This is a genomic window from Pseudaquabacterium rugosum (assembly GCF_038066575.1).
Classification (GTDB): domain Bacteria; phylum Pseudomonadota; class Gammaproteobacteria; order Burkholderiales; family Burkholderiaceae_C; genus Pseudaquabacterium; species Pseudaquabacterium rugosum.
This window is the reverse complement of sequence record NZ_JBBUTF010000006.1, coordinates 168,961-190,650: the sequence shown is the minus strand read 5'-3', so window position 1 is coordinate 190,650 and position 21,690 is coordinate 168,961. Positions and strand designations below refer to the sequence as shown.

Genomic DNA, 21,690 nt, shown 5'->3' with positions numbered 1-21,690 from the left:
CACCATGCACGTCGATTTCTCGGCCGTCATCCCCTACTGGTTCGTCCTGCTCAAGGGCCTGGGACTGACCCTGGCCTTCACCCTCAGCTGCGCGGTGCTCGGCAGCCTGGCGGGCTTCGTGCTGAGCCTGCTGCGACAGTCGCCCAAGGGCTGGCTGCGCACGGCCACCACGGCCTATGTCGAGTTCTTCCGCGGCACGCCGCTGCTGATCCAGCTGTTCTGGGTGTACTTCTGCTTTCCGGCGGTGTTCGACATCCAGGTCTCGCCCTACGCCTCGGTGGTGCTGGCGCTGGTGCTCTACATGGCGGCCATCACCTGCGAGACCTTCCGTGGCTCGATGAAGTCGATCTCGTCCGACCAGCACGACGCCTGCGTGGCGCTCGGCCTGTCGCCGCACGTGAAGATGCTGCACGTGATCTTCCCGCAGGCGCTGCTGCGCTCGGTCCCGCCGCTGCTGTCGAACTGCGTGAGCCTGTTCAAGGAGAGCTCGCTGATCTCGGCGGTCGGTGTGGCCGACCTGATGTTCGTCGGCCAGAGCATCTCCAACAGCACGGCCAAGCCGCTGGAGTTCCTGACCACGGTGGGCCTGATCTATTTCCTGATCGCCTTCCCGCTGACACGTGGGGTCACCCTGATCGAGTCGCGCTACCTGAAGCGCTATGCCTGTTGAGGCACGCCGTCGCCCTGATCCTGGCGACCCCTCGGATGGAATGTCTGGAGTCTTGAGATGAATGCAGTCCTGCGTGATCCCGGCACGGGATTTCCCGTGACGCAAACCCGCCAGCGGATGCTGGTGATCGGCGGCGGCATCGTCGGCACCTGCTGCGCGCTGTCGCTGCAGCGCGCCGGCCATGCGGTGGTGATGATCGATCCGGCCGAGCCCGGCGACAGCACGGCCAAGTGGAGCTGCGGCCAGATCTCGGTGGGCGAGATCATCCCGCTGTCCAAGCCCGCCATCATCCAGGCCGCGCCCGGCTGGCTGATGGACCAGACCGGCCCGCTGGCCATGCGCGTGGGCGCGCTGCCCGGCATCCTGCCGTGGTTCCTGCGCTTCGCCTCGAACGCACGCAAGCCGCGCATCCACGAGATCTCGGCCGCGCTGGCCTCGCTGACGCGCCATGTGTTCGCCGACTACGCGCCGCTGATCGAAGCCGCCGGCGACAGCCGCCTGATCGGTCAACGCCCCGTGCTGCACCTCTTCGGCAGCGCCGAGGCCGTCGCGCGTGAACACGCGTACATCGCGCGCCGCCGCGAGCTGGGATTCGCCAGCGAGCCGGTGGGGGCGGCCGAGATCGCCGAGCTGGAGCCCGCGCTGGCCGGCCGCTTCCAGCACGGCCTGCTGCTGCCCCAGTGGCGCTTCGTCAGCGACACCGAAGGCTTCATCCAGGCGATGACCCGCTGCTTCGAGGCGGCCGGCGGCCAGCGCGTGCGCGGCGACGTGCACCAGATCCTGGAGGACGGCGGCCGCGCCAGCGGTGTGCGCCTGAGCGGTGGCGCCACCTTCTCGGCCGATCAGCTGGTGCTGGCGGCGGGCGCCGGTGCCCGCCGCTTCTTCCGCCAACTGGGCCTGAACGTGCCGCTGCAGGGCGTGGCCGGCTACCAGGCGCTGCTGCCCGATCCAGGCGTGGACATCCGCCACTCGGTGATCCACGCCCAGGGCGGCTTCTGCTTCACGCCGATGTCACGCGGCCTGCAGATCGGCGGCACGATCGAGTTCGCCGGCCACGATGCCGAGCCCAACTTCAAGCGTGCGGAGATCATCCTGGCCAAGGCCAAGGCCCTGCTGCCGCAGCTCAACACCCGGGGCGTGGAGTTCGGCGTCGGCCACCGTCCGCTGCTGCCCGACACCAAGCCCATCATCGACCGCTGCCGCCGCCTGCCCAACGTGCTGCTGGCCGTCGGCCACGGCCAGCTCGGCCTGACGCTGGGCGCGACCACCGGCCGGCTGATCACCGAGCTGGCCACGCACGGCGGCGCCACCCAGGACATCTCGGCCTTCAGCGCCTACCGGTACTGAGCGCCAGACGCGAACCACGAACCCCGAATCAAAGGAAGGCGACTCATGCGTTGGAACAAGACCCTGCAGCTGGTGGGCGTGCATTGCGAGGGCGAGATCGGCAAGGTCATCACCGGTGGCGTGCTCGACATCCCCGGCAAGACCATGCTCGACAAGATGAACCACCTCAACGAGGTGGACGACAGCCTGCGCCGCCTGGTCACGCTGGAGCCGCGCGGCTGCCTGCAGATGTCGGTCAACCTGGTGCTGGCCCCCACCCGGCCCGAGGCCGACGCCGGCTTCATCGTGCTGCAGTCCGACCGCGCGCATCCGATGTCGGGCAGCAACTCGATCTGCGTGGTCACCGCATTGCTGGAGTTGGGCATGGTGAAGATGAAGGAACCCGAGACCACCGTGGTGCTGGACACCCCGGCGGGCCTGGTGACCGCGCGCGCCACCTGCAAGGACGGCCGCTGCACGGGCGTGTCGCTGGACATGGTGCCGGCCTTCGTCGAAGCGCTGGACGTTCCCATCCAGACGCCGAAGCACGGCGAGATCAAGGTCGACATCGCCTTCGGCGGCGTCTACTACGCCCTGGTCGATGTGGACCAGGTGGGCCTGAGCATCGCCCCTGAGAACGCGCGCCAGCTGGCCGATCTGGGCGTCCAACTGCGCAGCCTGGTCAACGATCAGGTCAGGCTGAACCACCCCACCCAACCGGCACTCAACCAGCTGGCCTACGTGATGTTCCGCAACCGGCTGGACGGCAGCACCGTGCAGACCTGCACCACGCTGCCGCCCGGCCGCGTGGACCGCTCGCCCTGCGGCACCGGCAGCGCGGCCAACCTGGCCACGCTGGCCGCGCGCAACCTGGTGGAGACCGGCAGCAAGCTGACCTCGCGCTCCACCATCGGCAGCGAGTTCGCGGTGGAGATGCTGGGCCGCACCACCGTGGGTGACCGGCCGGCCGTGCTGCCGCGCATCACCGGCCGCGCCTGGATCTACAGCATCGAGCAGATGGGCGTCGACCCCGACGATCCGCTGGCCGGCGGCTTCATGCTCAGCGACACCTGGGGCGAAGGCCGCTGACCCTGGCCCGGCGGCCTTCGCGCCGCCCCCCTCCTCAGCCACACCCAACCCCGCTGGTCGTGGGCTCGCCATGGGCCCACGCGGGCGGAGCTCACCCTGCAACCCTTGCGAACCCCATGATCACCGGCAAGACAGGCGTCTTCTTCATGGTGGCGGACCCGATCTTCCAGGTCCGCACCCCCGAGATCTTCAACACGGTGCTGCCGCTGTGCGGCGTCGACGCGGTGATGGTGCCGCTGCACGTCACGCCGGACAACCTGGTGGAGACGGTGCGCGCCGTCTTCAAGTCGCCCAGCACACGCGGCATGGTGCTGTCGATCCCGCACAAGGCTGCCGCAGCCGAACTGGTGGACGTGTGCTCCAAGCGCGCCCGCACCGCCAACGCCGTCAACGCCATCCGCCGCAACGCCTCAGGTCAGCTGGAAGGCGAGATGTTCGACGGCTTCGGCTTCGCCCAGTCGATGGACCGCTACCGGCTGCCCTACCGCGGCCGCCGCGTGCTGCTGATCGGCGCGGGCGGTGCGGCCTGCGCGATCGCCACCGCCCTGGCCGAGGGCGAAGCCGCGCACCTGGGCATCTTCGACATCGACGGCACCCGCAGCCACCTGCTGGCCCAGGCCATCCACCTGCACTACGGCCTGTCCACCCAGGCGCAGGCCGACAACGACCCCACCGGCTTCGACGTCGTCATCAACTGCTCGCCGATGGGCCTGCGGCTCGATGACCCGGTGCCGGTGCCCGTCGACAAGCTGGCGCCCGGCATGGTGGTGGCCGACATCCTGATGAAGAACATGCCCACGCCGCTGTTGCGTTCGGCCATGGTCCAGGGCCTGCCGGTGCTGCCGGGCTTCGACATGCTGATCCTGCAGACCCCGTTGTTCCTCGATTATTTCGGCCTGACCGAAGTGGCGGACGTCCTGCGCCGCGACGACTCGGCGGTGCGCGACATGCTGTTCCCCGAAGCGCTGCGCCACCTCGTCACGGACGCCCGCTGAGCACCGCGGCCACCCGTCCAGCCCTGCCCTGCCCCACCCTCCGAACGACGATCGATCCCATGTCCTTCGACCTTTCCCGGTTCGCCATCAACCAGATCACCACGCCCACGTGGTCGATGCCCGAGGCGATCGACGGCTATGCCCGCCAGGGCGTGCGCGGCATCGCCGTCTGGCGCCATTTCATGGAGGCCTATGGCGTGGCCAACACCCGCCGCCACCTGCGCGAGGCGGGCCTGTTCGTGCCCTCGCTGTGCACCAGCGAATGGCTGAACGTGTCGGTCAACGCCAGCCTGCAGGCCGCCATCGACACCAACAAGCGCCTGCTGGACGCCGCCGCCGAGATCGGGGCCGGCTGCCTGATGATGGTGGTGGGCGGCATGCCGCCGGACAGCAAGGACATCGCCGGCCAACGGGCCCGTGTGCGCGAGGCGCTGTTCGCGCTGCTGCCACACGCACGTCAGGTGGGCGTGAAGCTGGGCCTGGAGCCGCTGCACCCGATGTATGCCGGCGACCGCAGCGTGCTGAACTCGATCAAGGTCGCCAACGACCTGTGCGACGAACTGGGCGACGGCGCCGGCCTGGTGCCCGACGTCTACCACTGCTGGTGGGATCCGGTGTTCGAGGCCGAGCTGCGCCGCGCCGGCCCAGACCGCATCCTGAGCTTCCACTACTGCGACTGGCTGGCAAACACCCGCAACCTGCGCGACCGCGGCATGCCGGGCGACGGCGTGGTCGACATCCCGCGCATCCGCGGCTGGCTGGACGACATCGGCTACACGGGCCCGTTCGAGCTGGAGATCTTCTCCGAGCTGGACTGGTGGCAGCGCCCGCCCGAGGAGACGGTGCGCGTGGCGATCGAGCGTTGCGGGCCGTACGTGCAGCCGCTGGGCGCACGCTGAGACGTCGTCGCGGATCGCCCCCGCGGCCGCGCTCAGACCTCGACCAGGCTCCGCCGCCGCTGGGACGGGGCCTCCCCGTAGCGGCGCCGGTGGTAGCGGCTGAACGCGCTGGCCGACCGGAAGCCGGTCCGCCAGGCCACGTCCAGAAGGCTCAGGTCCGTGCGTGGCAACAGGGCCTGCAGCCGCCGGCCCCGCAGACGCTCGACCACGTCGGCAAATGCCAGACCTGAGGCGTCGAGCTGCCGGCGCAAGGTCCAGCGGGACAGCCCCAGGGCCTGGGCCACCGCACGCTGCAGCGCCGCGGCATCGTCGACCTCCGCAGCGTCCGATCCGCCGGTGTCGCCCGGCCACAGGCCGTCAGGGGCATCCCAGCGCGCGGCCAGCACCTGCTCCACCCGCGCCGCGAGGTCGTCGCACACCGGCTGCATCAGCAGCTGCCGCAGCCGGGCGGACAGGTGGGCCCGGCTGCGCTCGGCCAGCCAGGGATTGCTGGGCGCGGCGGCCAGCCGCAGCGCCGGCCCGCGCACGATCAGCCGGTGCACGTCGGCCTGGCCGCTGCACCGCACCGGCATCTGCAGCTGATGCTGGGCGGCCAGCCGGTGCCGCGACAGCCCGATGTCGGCGATCTCGGCCTGCAGTCTCAAGGCGCCGGTCCCGGCCGCGGTCTGGTGTTCCCGCAACAGCTCGCGCAGCATGGCGAAGTTGGCCATCACGCTCTGCCGGGCCGCTGCGCCCGCACACACGGGGCGGTAGGTGACCACCAGCTGGTCGGGCTGCTCGTGCAGCTCGACCGCATCGATGCTGCCGATCAGGGGCCGGAACATCACCCATTCCCGCACGGCACGGGCCGCGTCCGGCTCGTTGAACCACAGGGCCGCGAGGTCGGGCCAGTAGCGCGCGAGCCCGTCCCGGTCGATCGGTGCGCGGTCGATCTCGGCCGGATCGATCAACGGCAGCAGGGTGCGCAGCCGCTCATGGCGATCGAGGCCGAGGCGCAGCCCGTCCTGGCTCAGCTCATGGGCGCTCAGGCCGCTGCGGCGCTGGAACTCGGCCACCGGCATGCCCTGGCCGGTCAGGACGTCACGCAGCACGCGGCCGAGCACCACCGAGACCGACGGCGGTGCATCGGAAGAGAAACAAGACATGAGCGCAGGATTAACGAATCCTCATGCTCGTTCATCCCGTGTTAACCCTGAAGAGCGCCGCTTCTGCTCCCGCAGGTCAAGTCCGTGCTCCGGCCGGCACGACGCCGGTGGGCGCTCCTGGGCAGGATGCGCCTGCATCGGCTGCCGGCGTCACGGTAGCTGACGGACAGACACAGGAGATGACCCATGCCCACCCTCGCCCATCCCGGACCCACGCGCCGACACCCCGTGCGCACGGCGCGCCCCGCCATGCAGCCCCTGCGCCGCACCGCCCTCGCGGGGCTGCTGCTGGGTGTGACACCGTGGCTGGGTGCCTGCATCAGCGACGATGACGCGCCGCGCCAGGCCACGCTGGGCCGCGACAGCCTGCCGCTGATCAGCCAGGACGGCTACCAGTTCAAGGACTTCAACCGCAACGGCCGCCTGGAACCCTTCGAGGACTGGCGCCAGAGCGCCGACGCACGGGCCGCCGACCTGACCGCGCGCATGACGCTGGCCGAGAAGGCCGGGACGATGATGCATGGCACGCTCATCCTGGACGGCAGCGGTGCGGCCATCGATCTGGCCGCGACCGGTGCCTTGCTGACCGGCAACCAGGTCACCACCTTCATCACCCGGATGAGCGCGGACGCGGCGACGCTGGCCACCCAGCACAACCGCTTGCAGGCCCTGGCCGAGACCACGCGGCTGGCGGTCCCGGTGTCGATCAGCACCGATCCGCGCAACCACTTCCAGTACACCGTCGGCCAGAGCGTGTCGGCCGGTGGCTTCAGCCAGTGGCCGGAAGCGCTCGGCCTGGCCGCCATCGACGATGCCGAGCTGACCCGCAACTTCGGCGACATCGCACGGCAGGAATACCGTGCCGTCGGCCTGCACATCGCGCTGTCGCCGATGGCCGATCTGGCCACCGAGCCCCGCTGGGGCCGGGTCTTCGGCACCTTCGGTGAGGATGTGGACGTGGTCAGCCGACAGGTCCAGGCCTATGTGCGGGGCTTCCAGGGGCGCGGTGACGGCCTCGGGGCCGAGGGCGTGGTCGCCGTCGTCAAGCACTGGGGGGGCTACGGCGCGGCCAAGGATGGCTGGGACAGCCACAACCCCTACGGCAAGCTGATGACCTTTCCGGGCGCCAACCTGGCCAACCACCTGAGGGCCTTCGACGGCGCCTTCGCGGCCGGCGTGGGCTCGGTGATGCCGACCTACTCGATGCCCGACGGCGTGGTGACGGTCGAAGGCGTGACGCTGGAGAACGTCGGTGGCGGCTTCAACAAGCCGCTGCTGACCGATCTGCTGCGCACGCGACGCGGCTACGACGGCGTGATCCTCAGCGACTGGGGCATCACGTCGGACTGCAGCGGCCCCTGCGTGGACGGCGCCCCCGCCGGCGTGAGCCCCTTCGCGTTCTGGTCCTCGTTCGGCACGTCCTGGGGCGTGGAGACGCTCAGCCGGCGCGCCCGCTTCGTCAAGGCCGTGGACGCCGGCATGGACCAGTTCGGCGGCACGGAGGAGAGCGGCTTTCTGGTGGAGGCCGTGCAGGCCGGTGAACTGACGCAGGCCCGGCTCGACGTGTCGGTGCGCCGCATCCTGCTGCAGAAGTTCCGCCAGGGCCTGTTCGAGAACCCTTATGTCGACGTGCAGACGGCCAGCACCGTGGCGGCCACCAGCGCCCATCACGCGCAGGCCCTGGAAGCCCAGCGCCGCTCCATCGTGCTGCTGCAGAACCGCAACCAGCGCCTGCCGCTGGCCGCCAGCGTGCGCAAGGTCTGGCTGCACGGCATCAGCGCCGACGTGGCGAGCAGCTACGGCTACACGGTGGTGGCCACGCCCGCCGAGGCCGACGTGGCCCTGGTGCGCACCGCCACGCCCTACGAGGTGCTGCACCCGGGCCACGTCTTCGGCCTGCTGCAGCACGAGGGCACGCTGGCCTTCGCCGACGGCCAGACGGACGTCGAGGTGATCAAGGCCGCGGCCGCGGTGGTGCCCACCATCGTCACCGTCTACATGGACCGGCCGGCCGTGCTGACGACGTTGGTCGACCGCGTGGACGCCCTGCTGGCCAACTTCGGCGTCAGTGACACCGCCCTGTTCGACGTGCTGACCGGCCGGGCCAGCCCGCGCGGCAAGCTGCCGGTCGAGCTGCCGCGCTCGATGGAGGCCGTGGCCGCGCAGAAGTCCGATCTGCCGCACGACTCGGCGCAGCCGCTGTTCCCGTTCGGCCACGGGCTGGGCTACTGAGCACCCCCCGGGGCGGGCCGCGCGGCCTCATCCCCCGCGTCGGCCGTGCCCGTGGACGGCATGCAGCGGGCCGTGGCGCTCATGGCCGCACCCCGCCGCTGCGCCGGCCGAAGCCGGCCCGGGTGCCAGGGCCGGATCGACCGCGGCCACCGACCCGGTCGCGGCGGCGGCCGGCAGGGCCTCGCTCAACCCCGCCAGGATGCCGCAATGCGCCGCATCGCTGGCCTGGCCGCAGCGCTGGCGCAGCGCGGTCAGCTGGGCCTGGAGCTGGCGCAGTTCGTCGATGCGCCGGCTGACGTGGCCGATGTGGGCGTCCAGCACCGCATTGGCCTCGGCGCAATCGGCGGCGGGCGCGTCGCGCACGCGCAGCAGCACGCGGATCTCGTCGAGCGACATGTCCAGGCCGCGGCAGTGGCGGATGAACTGCAGGCGCTCCAGATGCGGGGCCTCGTACAGGCGGAAGTTGCCCTCGCTGCGGGCGGGTGCGGGCAGCAGGCCCTCGCGTTCGTAGTAGCGGATGGTCTCCACCGGGGTGGCGGAGGCCGCGGCCAGGGCGCCGATCTTCATGGGGTGCGGGCTCGCTGCGGGGTCGGGATGGGGGCAGTCTAGGCGGCGCACCGCGGTGCTGTCGGTGACCTGCGGGGCTTGACCCTGTAGCCACTTCAGGGATTGCAATGGCGGCATCGCCCTTCCGGCGACCTCACCGCCCACGAGACCCTGCCCATGCGCCGCGCCTTCCCGATCCCTGTCGTCTCTGCTCCGCCGGCACCGCCCGCCGGCCCGGCACCGTCTGCGGCGGCCGAATCCGTCGAGGCCAGCGATGCCGTGGAGGCCTGCTGCGGCCACGATCACGCGCATCTTCATCTTCGCCCAATCGACGCCAATGCCGTTGATCATCCCCCGTCAGCCGCCGATGGGCCGGGAACGTCAGCCGCGGTCATGGGCCGCGCTGCGTCTGCCGGAGCGGTCCGGACCCGGCTGCCGCTGCAGATCCCGGCCATGGACTGCATGGTCGAGGAGGGGCAGATCCGGCGCCTGCTGCAGCCGCTGCCCGGCATCGGCCGCCTGCGCTTCGACCTGCCGGCGCGCCGGCTCGACGTCGATGCGCCGGCATCGGCGCACGCGACCATCCTGTCGGTCCTCACCGGCGCCGGCTTCCAGGTGCAGGTGCTGGATGCCGGCCACGCGCCGACGGACCACCCCGGCGCGGCGGCCTCGGCCTTGCCCTCCTCCGGCTGCGGCTGCCACGGCCATGACGACGATGGGCATGGGCATGGGCACGACCACGGTCATGCCCACCCCGCCCACGCCCATCACGACCACGACGCAGCCCACCCCCACGGCGAGGCCGTTGCGCCCGCCCCGGCCACCCTGCCCCTGGACGCCGCCGCCATCGCCCGGCGCGATCGCCGTGCCTGGCAGCAGGCCCTGGCCGCCCTCGTCATCGCCGCCGGGGCCGAGCTGCTGCACCTGCTGACGCCCGAGACCCTGCCCTGGCGCGCGGCCGGCATGGCGGTGGCCGCGCTGGCCATCGGCCTGTCGGGGCTGGCGGTCTTCGCCAAGGGGCTGCGGGCGCTGCGCCACGGCCGCCTGGACATCAGCGCGCTGATGAGCGTGGCTGTCACCGGCGCCTTCCTGATCGGCCAGTGGCCCGAGGCCGCGATGGTGATGGCGCTCTACACGCTGGCCGAGCTGATCGAGGCGCGCTCGGTCACACGGGCCCGCCAGGCCATCCAGGGCCTGCTGGACCTGGCACCGCCGCAGGCCGAGGTGCGCCAGGCCGACGGCCGCTGGCAGACCCAGCCGGCCGCCAGCGTGGCGCGCGGCGCCCGCGTGCGCGTGCGGCCGGGCGAGCGCCTGGCGCTCGACGGCCGGGTGGTGGCCGGGCGCAGCGCGGTCGACCAGTCGCCGGTCACCGGCGAGAGCATCCCCGTCGACAAGACCGTGGGCGACGAGGTCTGGGCCGGCACCATCAACCAGCAGGGCACGCTGGAGTTCGAGGTCGGTTGCGCGGCCGACGAGACGGTGCTGGCGCGCATCGTCCAGGTGGTCGAGGACGCGCAGTCGCGCCAGGCGCCGATCCAGCGCTTCATCGACCGCTTTGCCGCGCGCTACACGCCGGCCGTCTTCGTGCTGGCGCTGGGGGTGGCCCTGGGCGGGCCGCTGCTGGCCGGCCTGAGCCCGTTGCAGGCCGTCTACAAGGCCCTGGTGCTGCTGGTCATCGCCTGCCCCTGCGCGCTGGTGCTGTCGACGCCGGTGACGGTGGTCAGCGCGCTGGCGGCCGCCGCCCGCCGCGGCATCCTGGTCAAGGGCGGCGAGTTCCTGGAGCAGGCCCGGCACCTGCGGTGCGTGGCGCTGGACAAGACCGGCACGCTGACGACCGGCCGGCCGCAGCTGGTGGGTGTGGCGACGGACGCGGCGCCGGTGCTGGCCATCGCCCGCGCGCTGGCCGCCCGCTCCGACCATCCGGTCTCGCGCGCAATCGCGCAGGGCCTGGCCGCGCGGGGCGGGGCGACGGCGCCGCCGGTCGACATCGAGGTCGAGGACTTCCGCGCCGAGCCGGGGCGGGGGGTCGAGGGCCGCGTCGGCGGCCGGCTCTGGCGGCTGGGGCAGCTGGGCTGGGGGACGCCACAGGCAGCGGTGGAGGTGGAGGAACAGCAGCCGCACACGCAGGCACCGCCGGCCGCTGACCCGGCTGGCGGGCCGCAGGAGGCCATCTGGGTCGAGCGTTACCGCACCTGGCAGGCCGAAGGCCGCAGCCTGACCGTGCTGGCGGCCGACGGCCGGGTGCAGGCCGTGCTGGCGGTGGCCGACACCGTGCGGCCGGACAGCCGCCAGGCCGTGGCCGAGCTGGCCGCGCTCGGCATCCGCACCGTGATGCTGACCGGCGACCAGGCCGCCAGCGCCCAGGCCGTGGCGCGCGAGGTCGGCATCGACGACGTGCGCGCCGGCCTCATGCCGCAGGACAAGCTGCAGGCCGTGCAGGCGCTGCAGGCCCGGGCGCCGACGGCCATGGTCGGCGACGGCATCAACGACGGCCCGGCGCTGAGCGCGGCCGCACTCGGCTTCGGCATGGCCGGCGGCGGCACCGATCTGGCGATGGAGGCCGCCGACGTGCTGGTGATGAACGACGACCTGCGCCAGGTCGCACGCACGGTGCGGCTGTCGCGGCGCCTGCACGCGGTGCTGTGGCAGAACATCGCGCTGGCGCTCGGCATCAAGGCCGTCTTCCTGGGCCTGGCGCTGGCCGACCAGGCCACGATGTGGATGGCCGTCTTCGCCGACATGGGCGCCAGCCTGCTGGTGGTGGCCAACGGCCTGCGCCTGTTGCGGGGCGCGGATGCGGTGCCGGGCCAGAGTAGGGGCTCGGCCCGCTGAGGGCGGGGCTCAGCGGCTGCGCCGCAGCGCGAACTCCAGCAGCTGCACGTCGGTCACCGGATCGGGCCAGAACTCGGTCGCCAGCCACTTGTGGAAGGAACCGATGGCGATGCGGCTGCGCAGCCCGCTCTTGTGCCAGCTGCGGGCCACGGGTGCCGGCAGCTCGTGGGCACGCTCGTCGGTGAAGCGCTGCATCAGCACCTGACGACGCGCCTCGTCCACCGCATCGAAGCGCTCACGCGCCTCCTGGGCACGGCTGGTCTCCCAGTCGTCGCGCAGGCGGCGCAGCTTCTCCTGGAACGGGATCTCCTCGGCGACAGCGACCGGCTCAGCGGATGCGCCCGCCACGGTGCCGGGATAGGAACCCTGAGCCGTAGCCGGCCGCGCAGAGGATCCATCCGGAATCTGCGTGGATGAGCCTGTGCCAGCAGCCTGACTTGCCATCTGAGGTGCATGGGACGGCCGTACGGAGGTCGTCTGTGCCATCGTCGCCGATGCACCACCGGAAGACGCCGCCTGGCCGCCCTGCCCCGCATAGCCCTTGCGCAGCGCGTCACGCAGATAGGCCGGAGGCGACTCCAGCGGTGACTGGCCGGTGTTGCGCATGCGGGCCTCCACATGCTCGACGGCCGCGCGCAGCGCACCCTCGTCGGTCGATGCATACAGGTCCTGCGCATCGGTGCGCCGCAGGCCGAGGGCCACGATGCGCTCGACCAGCTGCAGGTCGAAGACATTGCGGTTGCCCTGCTCCATGCCGGCCAGCGAGGCCTGGGCCTTCGGGACGACGCGGAACTGCAGCTGCTCGACCTTGCGCCCGCGCTTGTGCTCGACCACCTCCATGCTGAAGCCGTCGTTGAGCGTGTCGAGCTCGACCAGTGCCTTCTTGATCACGTCGCGCCGCAGGATGCGGTAGTCGACCGTCTCGATGTCGCTGCGGCCGGTCAGCACGGAGGCCCACCACACCAGGTCCTCGCGCATCGTCAGCCGGCCCGGTGAGGTCAGGTAGCGGTTGCCCAGCTCGTAGAGCACGGAGGCCGCATAGGTGCGCATCTGCGCGCTGATCTCGAGAAACACCTTGGTGTAGTGCGCGGGCTTGACCAGACGCTCGCGGATGGCCTCCGGATAGGACCAGGTGATGGTGCAGGGCACGCCCCGCCCGCGCTCATGGATCTGTACCGTGCCCAACAACTGGGTCGAGGTCCATTGGCGCTGCTCGCCGATGCTGGTGTGCCACTCGATGGTGGTGGCCTGCATGTCCCGGATGTGGGTCTTGAGCAGTTCGGTGTTGTTGGAGGTGAAGCGCGCGTCGCCGATCAGCTCCGACAGGTTGATCGTGTAGCTGGGCTGTTCGACGCCGTTGCGCTGTGCGTGATACAGCAGTGCGTTGTAGATGCGGCGTGACAGCAACGTCAGCTTGCCCCGTTTGGGGCGGATCGCGATGGCCTCGTTCGCCTTGGAGACGGTCTGGTCCTCGCGGCGGGGGTCGCGCAGGTCCCGCGGCTCGAAGGCGGCCAGACCGTGGGGGTTGGCGCGTCCGGCCTCCGGCATGAGGCCGTGGGCGGGAGTCTGGGCTGGCGCGTCGGAGGGGTCATCGACAGGCGCGGCGGCCGGAGCGGCCTTGCGGGTGCGGGTCGGCCGGCTCACGGCGATGGCAATCGGGGAGGTGGATGGCCTCACACGATAGGGGCCGACGGTGAAACGGTCAACTCACCGTTCGCTGCCGATGGTGCGCAGGCCTGTGGACGCATCGTCGGCGCCACACCGGTGCGCCATCACCGCGCATGGTCTGTGCGGGTCCCGGAGAGGATTTGGGGATGTGTTTGTTCATCGACGACCGCGCGCGGTTGAAGAGTTGAAAGGAACACTTGAGGATGTTGAATAGTTGAACGGCCCGAAAGTCCAGTTCTGACAAGGGTTTGATCTCGTTTTCCGGAGTGGATATGGGTTGCCGGGTGAGCGGATTTGGGGATCTCCGTGTGTGGACATGGGGTTCTGGAGCCGTTGTGCGGAGAGCTTTTGGGGTTCTCTGTGAGAGGATTTGGGGATGATGTGAGTGGATTTGGGGATCCTGGTCGATCGCGCGCGATCCGCGGCGTCGAACGGGAGCTCAACTGGAGGTCTTTTGGGGTTCTGGCGGGCGTCGTCAGGGCGCTCGGGACAAAGGATGGCGGACCTGCAGCCGCTGGCGCCCGATCTGGCCGGTGCCTGATGCGAGGGCTCGACCGTGGATCCCCAAAATCTCTCCACATTGAACTGCACTTTTCCTGTCTGATTCGATGCTTGACGGTAGACTCGACGAGAACCGTCTAATCGTCGTTCATCGACGTTTTTCAAGATGCCACCGTCCTCGAAGAAAACCGTTGGCAACCCGGTTGCCATGTCCGCGCCGGCTGCCACGCCTCCCGCCCCTGTTCCCGCTACGACCGCGGCGGCTCCGGATCCGGCCGATTCGGCCATCGACATGCAGCGCATCCTCGGCCTGGCCACCAAGGCCGGCAGCATGGTCGAGCAGATCCGCGGTCGCCTGCTCGCGCCAGAGGCGCGCAAGCTGGCGCCGATGTTCAGCACGGCCCAGGTCGCTGCGCTGTGCGGCGTCGACAAGGCCCATGTCAACTATCGCGTCACCAAGGGGGATCTGCCGGTCGGGCAACTGACGCCCAGCGGCGGCAAGCGCGAGTTCACGCTGGCCGAGACCCGTCAGTGGGCTCGCACCTACCGTCACGAGCGCATGCGCCCGGCCGACCAGCGCGCGATCTGCGTGGCGGTGGCCAATTTCAAGGGCGGTGTCTCCAAGACGACCAGTGCCATGGTGCTGGCCCAGGGCCTGAGCATGCGTGGCCACCGCGTGCTGGCCATCGACATCGATCCGCAGGGCTCGTTGACCACGCTGCACGGCCTCCTGCCCGAGGCCGAGGTGAGCGAGGAGATGACCATCTCGCTGATCTGCCAGGGCACCAGCGACGACATCACGCCGGCCATCCGCTCCACCTACTGGGACGGTCTGGATCTGGTGGCGGCCGCCCCCTTCCTGTTCGGTGCCGAGTTCGCGCTGCCGGCGCGCCAGATGAACAACCCGCAGGCCCGTTTCTGGGACGTGTTGAATCAGGCGATGGAGCCGATCCGCGACTTCTACGACGTCATCATCATGGACACGCCGCCGTCGCTGTCCTATGTGACGATCAACGGGCTGTGGGCGGCCGATGGTCTGGTGGTGCCGGTGCCGCCGTCCGGCCTGGATTTCGCCAGTTCGGCTCAGTTCTGGTCGTTGCTCGCGGATCTGGGCAGCAACCTCGATCATCAGGATGCGGCAGCGGGCATGCGCAAGACCTTCGACTTCCTGCACATCCTGCTCAGCCGGGTCGACCATGTCGATGCCGCTGCGCCGGCGGTGCGGCAGTGGATCCAGGCCACCTATGGCGAATATGTGCTGCCGGTCGAGATTCCGAAGACCACGGTGACCAGCAACAAGGCCGCCGAGTTCGCCACCGTGTACGACGTCCAGAAGTACGACGGCTCGGCCAAGACCTACAAGCGGGCGGTCGACGCCTACGACCGTTTCGTCGACCTGGTCGAGGAATCGATCGTCGAGACCTGGCGCAAGCGCGTGGCCGCCGGCGGTTGATCGCCGGTCGGGGCAGGCCACTGCTGGCAACCGGGTTGCCAGACGCGGTCTCCCCCAGCAAGAGGAGCAAGAGATGAGCATCAAGAACAAGCTGCTGGCGATGACCGGCGATCTGACGGCCACGCCCGTCAACCTGCCTCCGGCGGCGGCGCCCGCGGCGGGCTTCGTCGCGCCGCCGGCCGCGCTGGCCGAGCCCGCCCGCTTCGCCCCCGCCATGCCCGGCGGCTCACCGGCACCACGGACCGGCCCGGGCCAGATGGCCCAGTTCCGCAACCAGATGCTGGCCGCCGAAGGCGAGCTGGGCAAGTTGCGTGAGCGCCTGCGCGAGCACGAGGGCGCGCTGCCCACCCGCAAGCTCGACCCGGCGACCATCCACCCCGGCCACTGGGCCAATCGCCACGATGCCGCCTTCCGCAGCGCGGCATTCGAGAGCCTGAAGCAGGACATCGCCCAGGCCGGCGGCAACGTGCAGCCCATCCTGGTGCGCCCGCACCCGATCGAGCCGGGGCAGTACGAGGTGGTCTTCGGTCATCGTCGCCATCGCGCCTGTCTGGAGCTGGGCATCGCGGTGACGGCGGTCATCGATTCCGGGCCGATGAGCGACGCGGACGTTTTCGCGGCGATGGACCGCGAGAACCGCGAGCGTGCCGATCTGTCGCCCTTCGAGCAAGGCCAGATGTACCGCCGTGCGCTGGACGAGAGCCTTTATCCGTCGAACCGGCGGCTGGCCGAGGCGCTCGGCGTCTCGCACACCTGGGTCTCCAATGTGCTGGCGGTGGCCGACCTGCCACAGCCCATCGTCGAGTGCTTCGCCTCGCCGCTGGAGATCCAGCATCGCCATGCACGGCAGATCAACCAGGCGCTGGAGCGCGACCGCAAGGGCGTGCTCAAGCGAGCCGAGAAGCTGCGCCAGGCCAGCCGCACCTTGTCCGCGTCGGCGGTGGTGGGCGCGTTGCTGGCACCGCCGACGGCCGCCGCCGTCATCGGCACCTCGATCGGCGGGCCGCTGGAGCTCGACGGCCGCAGCGTCGGCCGCTGGAGTCAGGCCGTCACCGGTGCGCTGAGCATCGAGCTCAAGCCGGGTGTCGTCGGCACGGTGGACGGCGGACTCATCGCGCAGGCGCTGGTCCGTGCGCTGCAGCAAGTGGGTGAGGACACCTCGGCGGCCTGATGCCGGATCGGCGAGGGCTGGCGTGGACCCGGGGAGGCCGGGCGCCAGACTCGGCTTGAAGCGTGAGCTGGCGGATCCTCGGTGATCCGCGGTGCTGCCTCGGTGGTGCCTCGGTGGTGCGGTGTGGCCGACAGCCAGGGTGATGGTCGAGGCTGTTGCTGTTGCTGTTGCTGTGGGTGTGCCGGGTTCCTCCGGCCGTGGAGTCGCTCGGCGCGAGCTTCCGATCCCGCGGCCCAGAGGTATCCCCAGGGGGTCGCTGTCTACGCGCCAGCCCACGTTCTTGTCCGTCTGTAGGCCGTGCTTCCGAACCTGTGTGCTGTGCCCGCGGTTTGACGGGTTCATCCGCCGGGGCATGTCGTTCACGGGGACGGCCTTCGCGGTCGGTGTGCGATCGGAATGGTCGTCGGTTGTGCTGAGTCGGCCCTCTGTTCATCCAGCAGTGGTGGATCTCGTTTCGTGAGCCGTTTCTGTTGCTTGCGTGCTAGGTGCGACGCCGCGATGCATCGAGGTCGCAGATCGTCTGCGACAGGGGGCTGGAGTGAGTACCGATCCTGTGGCAACCCGGTTGCCAGAGCGCCCTTGCGGCTGAACGGCTGATGTTTTGGCGGGGTGGGGCTGAAGGTTCTTGGCAAGGACCAGCAGGCGCGTGCCTTGGACTGGGTCTGATCAGGTCAGCTTGGCCAGGTCCGTCGTTGAGCACATTCGGCCTGCTTCTGCCAGCGTGGCGCAGACGCTCTGCTGCTCGGTTCGCTCAGTACGGGCCGCGCTCGATCTCGATGGACGTCGGTGGTGCGTCCGCGGATGGACGGTTCACAACGTTCGGCGGTCGAATCACGGGGTTCGGTGGCAACCGGGTTGCCAACGGGGAACGTCTCGTCTGAGAGGGTGATGAGACCATCGTCACTTGGTGCAGAGGTGGCAACCGGGTTGCCAGAACCTGATTCTTGCTCCGGACGACCTGGGCGCGATGACTGCGTCCGCAGCGCTGTGGTCCGGATCTATGGGCGGCTGTCCAGGTACAGATGCGGCCGCTTGGCAGTCCCTGCGTGCAAGAGGCGTCGTGTCTGCATTTGCATCGGCTGGGCTACCCCCGGCAGCGATGGCGTGACGCTGCACCGGAGGTGCCGGCAGTCTTCCTGGCAACCCGGTTGCCAGTGGCGCAGGGAGAACCCGCTCGATGCACAGCGATGAGCTCGCAGGGTGCTTCGCCATCGTGGCAACCGGGTTGCCACGGTTCGGCATGCATCGCTTGCGATGGCCTGAAGGTGACCTCTGCGACTGCCGAAGCTAGTGGGAAATCTCTTCCCGCAGCAAGCACTTATGGTCGCGGACCACGGACCACGGACCACGGACCACGGACCACGGACCACGTGGGCAACACCTTCTGCGGAACCGGGCAAACACTGTCATCCCGACCATGCCTGCGGGACACGACACAGGCCGCTAGGCGTCGTCAGCCAACAATTGCTGAGATCTGATCCCTCAGGGGATGCCCGATTCCTCGGCGAGGATTCCTGACCAGCTACGCCCATTCGTCGTGCCGTTTAACTTCCCACGCTTAAACGACGGATCGCACGGACGCCAGGCGACAGCTGCAGGGCAACACGGAGCGAGAGATCGCGCCGATCCCTGGAGCGCGTTCCGTGGCAGGCACTGGTTGGCTCATCGCTGTGACTGAATCCGTCAGTGCCCGTGCTCCCGCTTCACAAAGTAGCAGGCGTGCCGCAGTCGCCACATCTCGATCCGAGCCACGTACGCATGCAGATGGCGGCGTTCTCTGGGGCGGATCAGCTGGCAAGGCCTTGTCCAGTCAAAAGAAATTCAAGGGCGCTTGCCATCGGGCCGCCTCGGGCAGAAGGCGAGAGCGGTTCTGGTGCTGCACATCAAGAGCGCCCGAACAGGCGGCGCTCTCCGCCTATCCGGCTGGTGCCGGCGAGCTTTTGGTCGAAGCGAAGCCATGTTGAATCGGCCAGGATGCAACGTTCGTTGAGCTTTGCATCGTCATGTCCCCCGGTCGGCCCGCCCCGAATCCCGACAACAGGCCGATGCCTCATCTCCAGCGCGAGGAAGAAGACGACGGCCGAGATCCGCAGCGAAGCTGCGACATCCTTCTGCGGCCATCGGTGGACGCTCCGCCGATGGATGCCGCCATCCACGTCGCCACACGACCGGTGTGTGCCATTGCCATTGGCAATGGCCGGCCGCCAAGCCATCCATCATCCGGTTCAACGTCCCCGGACTGGCAACCCGGTTGCCAGCGTCCCATTCCCTCGTGACGCAGCAAGCATCCCCCAGGGCTGGAACACCTCGATTAGACGGTTTCAGCCCCTGATGACCCGAGCCTCACGCCGGTCAACAGTTTCGGAAGACCGCAGGCAGTCAATCCAGCCCTCGGCAAAGGTCAGCGAACGGAGGGCCACCCTCCGATCACGCCACAGAAGATTCCCAAATCCCCTCCAACGCCCGCGATAAACCCCAAATCCACTCACATTTCAGGGCAAGGGCCGGTCCGGCGCCCGCTCTGAACGGTGGAAAGCGCGTGCCAGAGGCCGCAAACGCCCGATTCAGAACCCCAAATCCCCTCACACATCGTGCATCCACCGAGGGGAACGCCAGAAAAACAGGCACATCGGGAGATGCCACGGACATCCCCAAATCCCCTCACATTGGCCGATCCGTCACGGGGAACGCTCGGTGATCGGCCCCGCGGCTTGCTCCGCACCGCGCAGCCAGTGCGTGGAGGCGCGCAGAAAGCGCACCGGATCGGGCGCGCCCGGCCGTCCGGCCGCCTGGCGTGCCACGTCGCGGAAGAAGCGCTTGAGCGCCTGGTACAAGGCCGAGCGCTCCAGGGCGCCGTGGCGGTCGGATTGCCCGGTGTCGTCCTGCGCGTACCCGTCCTCGCTGTCGAAGCGGGGGGCGGGGGCGATGCCCGCATCGCGGCGGGCACGTGGTGGTGGCCGTTTGAGAATGCCGATCAGTGGCCGCCAGTCGTCCAGCACGGTCTCGTCGCGGTGGGGGCCGGCGAGCGCCTGTGGCGAGCGCACCACCGGCTCGGGCAGGCCCTGCACGCGCAACTGGGCCGGCTCGTAGCCCAGGCCGCCAGCGTCCATGTCGCGGTGGTGGCGGTGCACCAGGGCCAGCACCTCGGCGCTGATCGGCACCCGGCGCTGGCGCGCCGGCATGCTCACCGTGTTCGCCGTGGCCCGCCGCGCGCCGATCAGCAGCCAGCATCCGCCTGCCGGTGCTCCGGGGCCGGGCTGCAGGTCCTGCAGCCGTGCCACGGCCAGTTCGGACAGGCGCAGGCCCGCGGGCCCGGCCAGCGCCAGCAGCAGGGCCAGGCGCGTGCGCCAGGGCGAGTCGGGACGCTCCTGCAGCACCTGGTGGATGAAGGCCCAGTCGCGCGCATCCAGGCTGCGGCTGTCGTCGCTGCGGGCCGGGGGCAGTGCGTCGGATCCGGCCGGCTGCAGGTCGAGCGGCCGTGCCAGCAGGCCGGTGCCGTGCAGATGGGCCAGCAGGCTGGACAGCGCGACGCGTTCCTGACGTTGGCTGGCCGGGCTCAGCGGCCCGCGGAAGGGGCGCCAGTCGGCATGCTCACGCGGCCGTTGTCGGGCTTGGATCCAGCCCGGATCCGGCGCGGCGATGAAGGCGAGCCAGGCGTCCAGATCGGCCTGCTGCAGGCGCGCCAGGGGGATGCGACGCCGTTGCAGGCACCAGCGCATCAGCCGGTCCGCGCTGCGGCTGTAGTCGCGCAGCGTCGGGCCGCTGTAGCGGCTCAGCCAGGCCTGGACGGATGCATGGGCGGGGTCCAGGCGCGGGCTGATCGTGGGGTCGAACACGGCGCGCGTGGTGGCCGCCACGCCCGTCGCCCCCACCCCGACCGCACCCTCGAAAGACGCCTGCATTCCACGCGCCGCATCGGCCCTGACCGTGCCCGCCGAGCCTCGCGCAGCGCGATCGGTCACGGCCGCGCACCTGCTCCCCAAGCCCGCCAGCTCCGCGTCGGCCAGCCAGCGGCCCAGCGTCCGGGCCCGTGCGATGCCCAGCCCGGTGACGGGCCGATGCCAGTGCACGCCGTGCCGGTGGATGTGGCGTGTCAGATCACCCAATGTGCGGATACCGGCGCGCCGCAGCGTGCGGCACAGCGCCGGTACCAGCCAGCGCGACGTCGTGTCCGTGGCCTGTGGCGCCTGGGCCAGCCTTGTTTCGAGCCGTGCGACGGCGCTCTGGGCCTGCAGACGCTCCTGCTGGCGGGTGCCGGGGATCTGGCCCGGCGCGACGCCCAGCGCCTCGTCCTGCTGCAGCAGCCGGGTGATGGCAGTGGTCGTGGCCTGCAACTCGGCCAGGCTGACGCCGGAGGTGCCCTTCGTCGTGATCGGCGGGCTGCGCACCTCGCCGCGCGTCAGGGCGTCGGCATGCAGCTCCTGCCACTCCTGTTCGCTGTAGAAGTCGTCGTCGATGCCGGCTTCGTCGCACACGCTGAGGCGCCAGTCCTCGTAGGACAGGACCGGTGAGCCGGGCGCCGCGGTGTCGGCCTCTGGTGCGGGCGATGCGGCGCGGGGCGCGCTCTGCGGCGCCGTGCCGCTCATCCGGCCCGTCAGCCAGGGTTTCAAGGCTCGTGCAAGGCGCTCGGCATCGCCGTCGGCTGCAGCGGATGGCGGGCGGGCACCGTCATGGGCGAGCACCTGCACCAGCTGCTGCAAGCGGTGCCGGTAGTAGCGCAGGTCCTGTGGTCCGCCGGTGAACGCCATGTAGAGCTGCCATGCCCGCTCCAGCGAGATGCCGTCCAGCAGGGCGCGCAGAAAGGCGAAGTGATGCCGCCCCAGCTGTCCGCTGGCGTGCATCACCTGCGTCGAGCGGCCCGGCGGGCGCCCGCGTGGTGCCGATGACGCGGGTTCAGGCTTGTTTTCGGCGTTCTGGGGCGGTGTGTGGGGCCTGGACGCAAGCATGATGGGCAAAGGCGAAGGGTCGGCCAGCACCCAGGGGGTCGAACTGCATGCCAGCGCCTGAACTCTATCGGATTTTCCATCACACCCTGCTTTTGAAAGTGCGGTGGTGCTGACGGGCGCCGCCGTCGGAACAGGGCCTGTGCGGGCCGTCGGCCTCCGGGTGGGGGATCCGCCTGCGGCGGGCGCTGCATCCCGCCGGGATCAAGGGCATGGCCGA

The 21,690-nt window shown here is 70.1% G+C and carries 13 protein-coding genes; 9 read left to right on the top strand and 4 right to left on the bottom strand.

Annotation, left to right across the window (positions count from 1 at the left end; all coding sequences use genetic code 11):
- Positions 1-4: 4 nt before the first annotated feature.
- From AACH11_RS08195 to AACH11_RS08175, 5 genes are all read left to right on the top strand, one after another.
- Positions 5-670, top strand: a complete 666-nt coding sequence (locus tag AACH11_RS08195) for an amino acid ABC transporter permease (protein WP_341373725.1) — start codon at positions 5-7, stop codon at positions 668-670.
- Positions 671-766: 96 nt separating this feature from the next.
- Positions 767-2,017: an NAD(P)/FAD-dependent oxidoreductase gene (locus AACH11_RS08190; protein ID WP_341373724.1), complete on the top strand. Its 1,251-nt coding sequence runs from the start codon at positions 767-769 to the stop codon at positions 2,015-2,017.
- A gap of 45 nt (positions 2,018-2,062) precedes the next feature.
- Positions 2,063-3,085 (top strand): proline racemase family protein, encoded by a 1,023-nt coding sequence (locus AACH11_RS08185; protein WP_341373723.1) that lies wholly within the window; start codon positions 2,063-2,065, stop codon positions 3,083-3,085.
- A 116-nt stretch (positions 3,086-3,201) separates the two neighbouring features.
- Positions 3,202-4,080 carry a shikimate dehydrogenase family protein gene (locus AACH11_RS08180; protein WP_341373722.1) on the top strand — a complete coding sequence of 293 codons (879 nt, stop codon included), beginning with the start codon at positions 3,202-3,204 and terminating at the stop codon, positions 4,078-4,080.
- 59 nt (positions 4,081-4,139) lie between these two features.
- The gene (locus AACH11_RS08175) at positions 4,140-4,979 is read left to right on the top strand and encodes a sugar phosphate isomerase/epimerase family protein (RefSeq protein ID WP_341373721.1); all 840 of its coding nucleotides are present in this window, start codon (positions 4,140-4,142) and stop codon (positions 4,977-4,979) included.
- Between the two features lie 32 nt (positions 4,980-5,011).
- On the opposite strand, the gene AACH11_RS08170 is transcribed toward AACH11_RS08175, so the two are convergent.
- Complete coding sequence (locus AACH11_RS08170; protein WP_341373720.1) at positions 5,012-6,124, bottom strand: helix-turn-helix transcriptional regulator; 1,113 nt, start codon at positions 6,122-6,124, stop codon at positions 5,012-5,014.
- A 186-nt stretch (positions 6,125-6,310) separates the two neighbouring features.
- Between AACH11_RS08170 and AACH11_RS08165 the strand changes: the two genes are divergently transcribed.
- A complete protein-coding gene (locus AACH11_RS08165) occupies positions 6,311-8,356 on the top strand; it encodes a glycoside hydrolase family 3 protein (RefSeq protein ID WP_341373719.1) in 2,046 nt (681 codons plus the stop codon).
- Between the two features lie 27 nt (positions 8,357-8,383).
- On the opposite strand, the gene cadR is transcribed toward AACH11_RS08165, so the two are convergent.
- Positions 8,384-8,923 carry a Cd(II)/Pb(II)-responsive transcriptional regulator gene (cadR, locus tag AACH11_RS08160; RefSeq protein ID WP_341373718.1) on the bottom strand — a complete coding sequence of 180 codons (540 nt, stop codon included), beginning with the start codon at positions 8,921-8,923 and terminating at the stop codon, positions 8,384-8,386.
- A 432-nt stretch (positions 8,924-9,355) separates the two neighbouring features.
- Here cadR and AACH11_RS08155 point away from each other — a divergent pair, with 432 nt between their 5' ends.
- On the top strand, positions 9,356-11,734 hold the full coding sequence (locus tag AACH11_RS08155) for a heavy metal translocating P-type ATPase (protein WP_341373717.1): 2,379 nt from the start codon (positions 9,356-9,358) through the stop codon (positions 11,732-11,734).
- Positions 11,735-11,743: 9 nt separating this feature from the next.
- Here AACH11_RS08155 and AACH11_RS08150 read toward each other — a convergent pair whose 3' ends face one another.
- Positions 11,744-13,378 carry a RepB family plasmid replication initiator protein gene (locus AACH11_RS08150; protein ID WP_341373716.1) on the bottom strand — a complete coding sequence of 545 codons (1,635 nt, stop codon included), beginning with the start codon at positions 13,376-13,378 and terminating at the stop codon, positions 11,744-11,746.
- 733 nt (positions 13,379-14,111) lie between these two features.
- On the opposite strand from AACH11_RS08150, the gene AACH11_RS08145 reads away from it, so the two are divergent.
- Together AACH11_RS08145 and AACH11_RS08140 are read left to right on the top strand one after the other, a co-directional pair.
- Complete coding sequence (locus AACH11_RS08145) at positions 14,112-15,356, top strand: AAA family ATPase (RefSeq protein ID WP_341373715.1); 1,245 nt, start codon at positions 14,112-14,114, stop codon at positions 15,354-15,356.
- 73 nt (positions 15,357-15,429) lie between these two features.
- Entirely contained in the window at positions 15,430-16,527 is a 1,098-nt protein-coding gene (locus tag AACH11_RS08140) for a ParB/RepB/Spo0J family partition protein (RefSeq protein WP_341373714.1), read from the top strand.
- A gap of 2,678 nt (positions 16,528-19,205) precedes the next feature.
- Here the strand turns inward: AACH11_RS08140 and AACH11_RS08135 are convergent.
- Positions 19,206-21,368, bottom strand: coding sequence for a phage integrase family protein (locus AACH11_RS08135; protein ID WP_341373713.1), 2,163 nt, complete (start codon positions 21,366-21,368; stop codon positions 19,206-19,208).
- Between the last annotated feature and the right edge of the window lie 322 nt (positions 21,369-21,690).

What these genes read in the sequence shown, in the direction of transcription:
- AACH11_RS08180 (WP_341373722.1), top strand. Translation starts at nt 3,202, where the DNA reads ATGATCACCGGCAAGACAGGCGTCTTCTTCATGGTGGCGGACCCGATC.
- AACH11_RS08135 (WP_341373713.1), bottom strand. Translation starts at nt 21,368, where the DNA reads ATGCACGCCAGCGGACAGCTGGGGCGGCATCACTTCGCCTTTCTGCGC.
- AACH11_RS08165 (WP_341373719.1), top strand. Translation starts at nt 6,311, where the DNA reads ATGCCCACCCTCGCCCATCCCGGACCCACGCGCCGACACCCCGTGCGC.
- AACH11_RS08140 (WP_341373714.1), top strand. Translation starts at nt 15,430, where the DNA reads ATGAGCATCAAGAACAAGCTGCTGGCGATGACCGGCGATCTGACGGCC.
- AACH11_RS08195 (WP_341373725.1), top strand. Translation starts at nt 5, where the DNA reads ATGCACGTCGATTTCTCGGCCGTCATCCCCTACTGGTTCGTCCTGCTC.
- AACH11_RS08155 (WP_341373717.1), top strand. Translation starts at nt 9,356, where the DNA reads ATGGACTGCATGGTCGAGGAGGGGCAGATCCGGCGCCTGCTGCAGCCG.
- AACH11_RS08145 (WP_341373715.1), top strand. Translation starts at nt 14,112, where the DNA reads ATGTCCGCGCCGGCTGCCACGCCTCCCGCCCCTGTTCCCGCTACGACC.
- AACH11_RS08185 (WP_341373723.1), top strand. Translation starts at nt 2,063, where the DNA reads ATGCGTTGGAACAAGACCCTGCAGCTGGTGGGCGTGCATTGCGAGGGC.
- cadR (WP_341373718.1), bottom strand. Translation starts at nt 8,923, where the DNA reads ATGAAGATCGGCGCCCTGGCCGCGGCCTCCGCCACCCCGGTGGAGACC.
- AACH11_RS08175 (WP_341373721.1), top strand. Translation starts at nt 4,140, where the DNA reads ATGTCCTTCGACCTTTCCCGGTTCGCCATCAACCAGATCACCACGCCC.
- AACH11_RS08170 (WP_341373720.1), bottom strand. Translation starts at nt 6,124, where the DNA reads ATGTCTTGTTTCTCTTCCGATGCACCGCCGTCGGTCTCGGTGGTGCTC.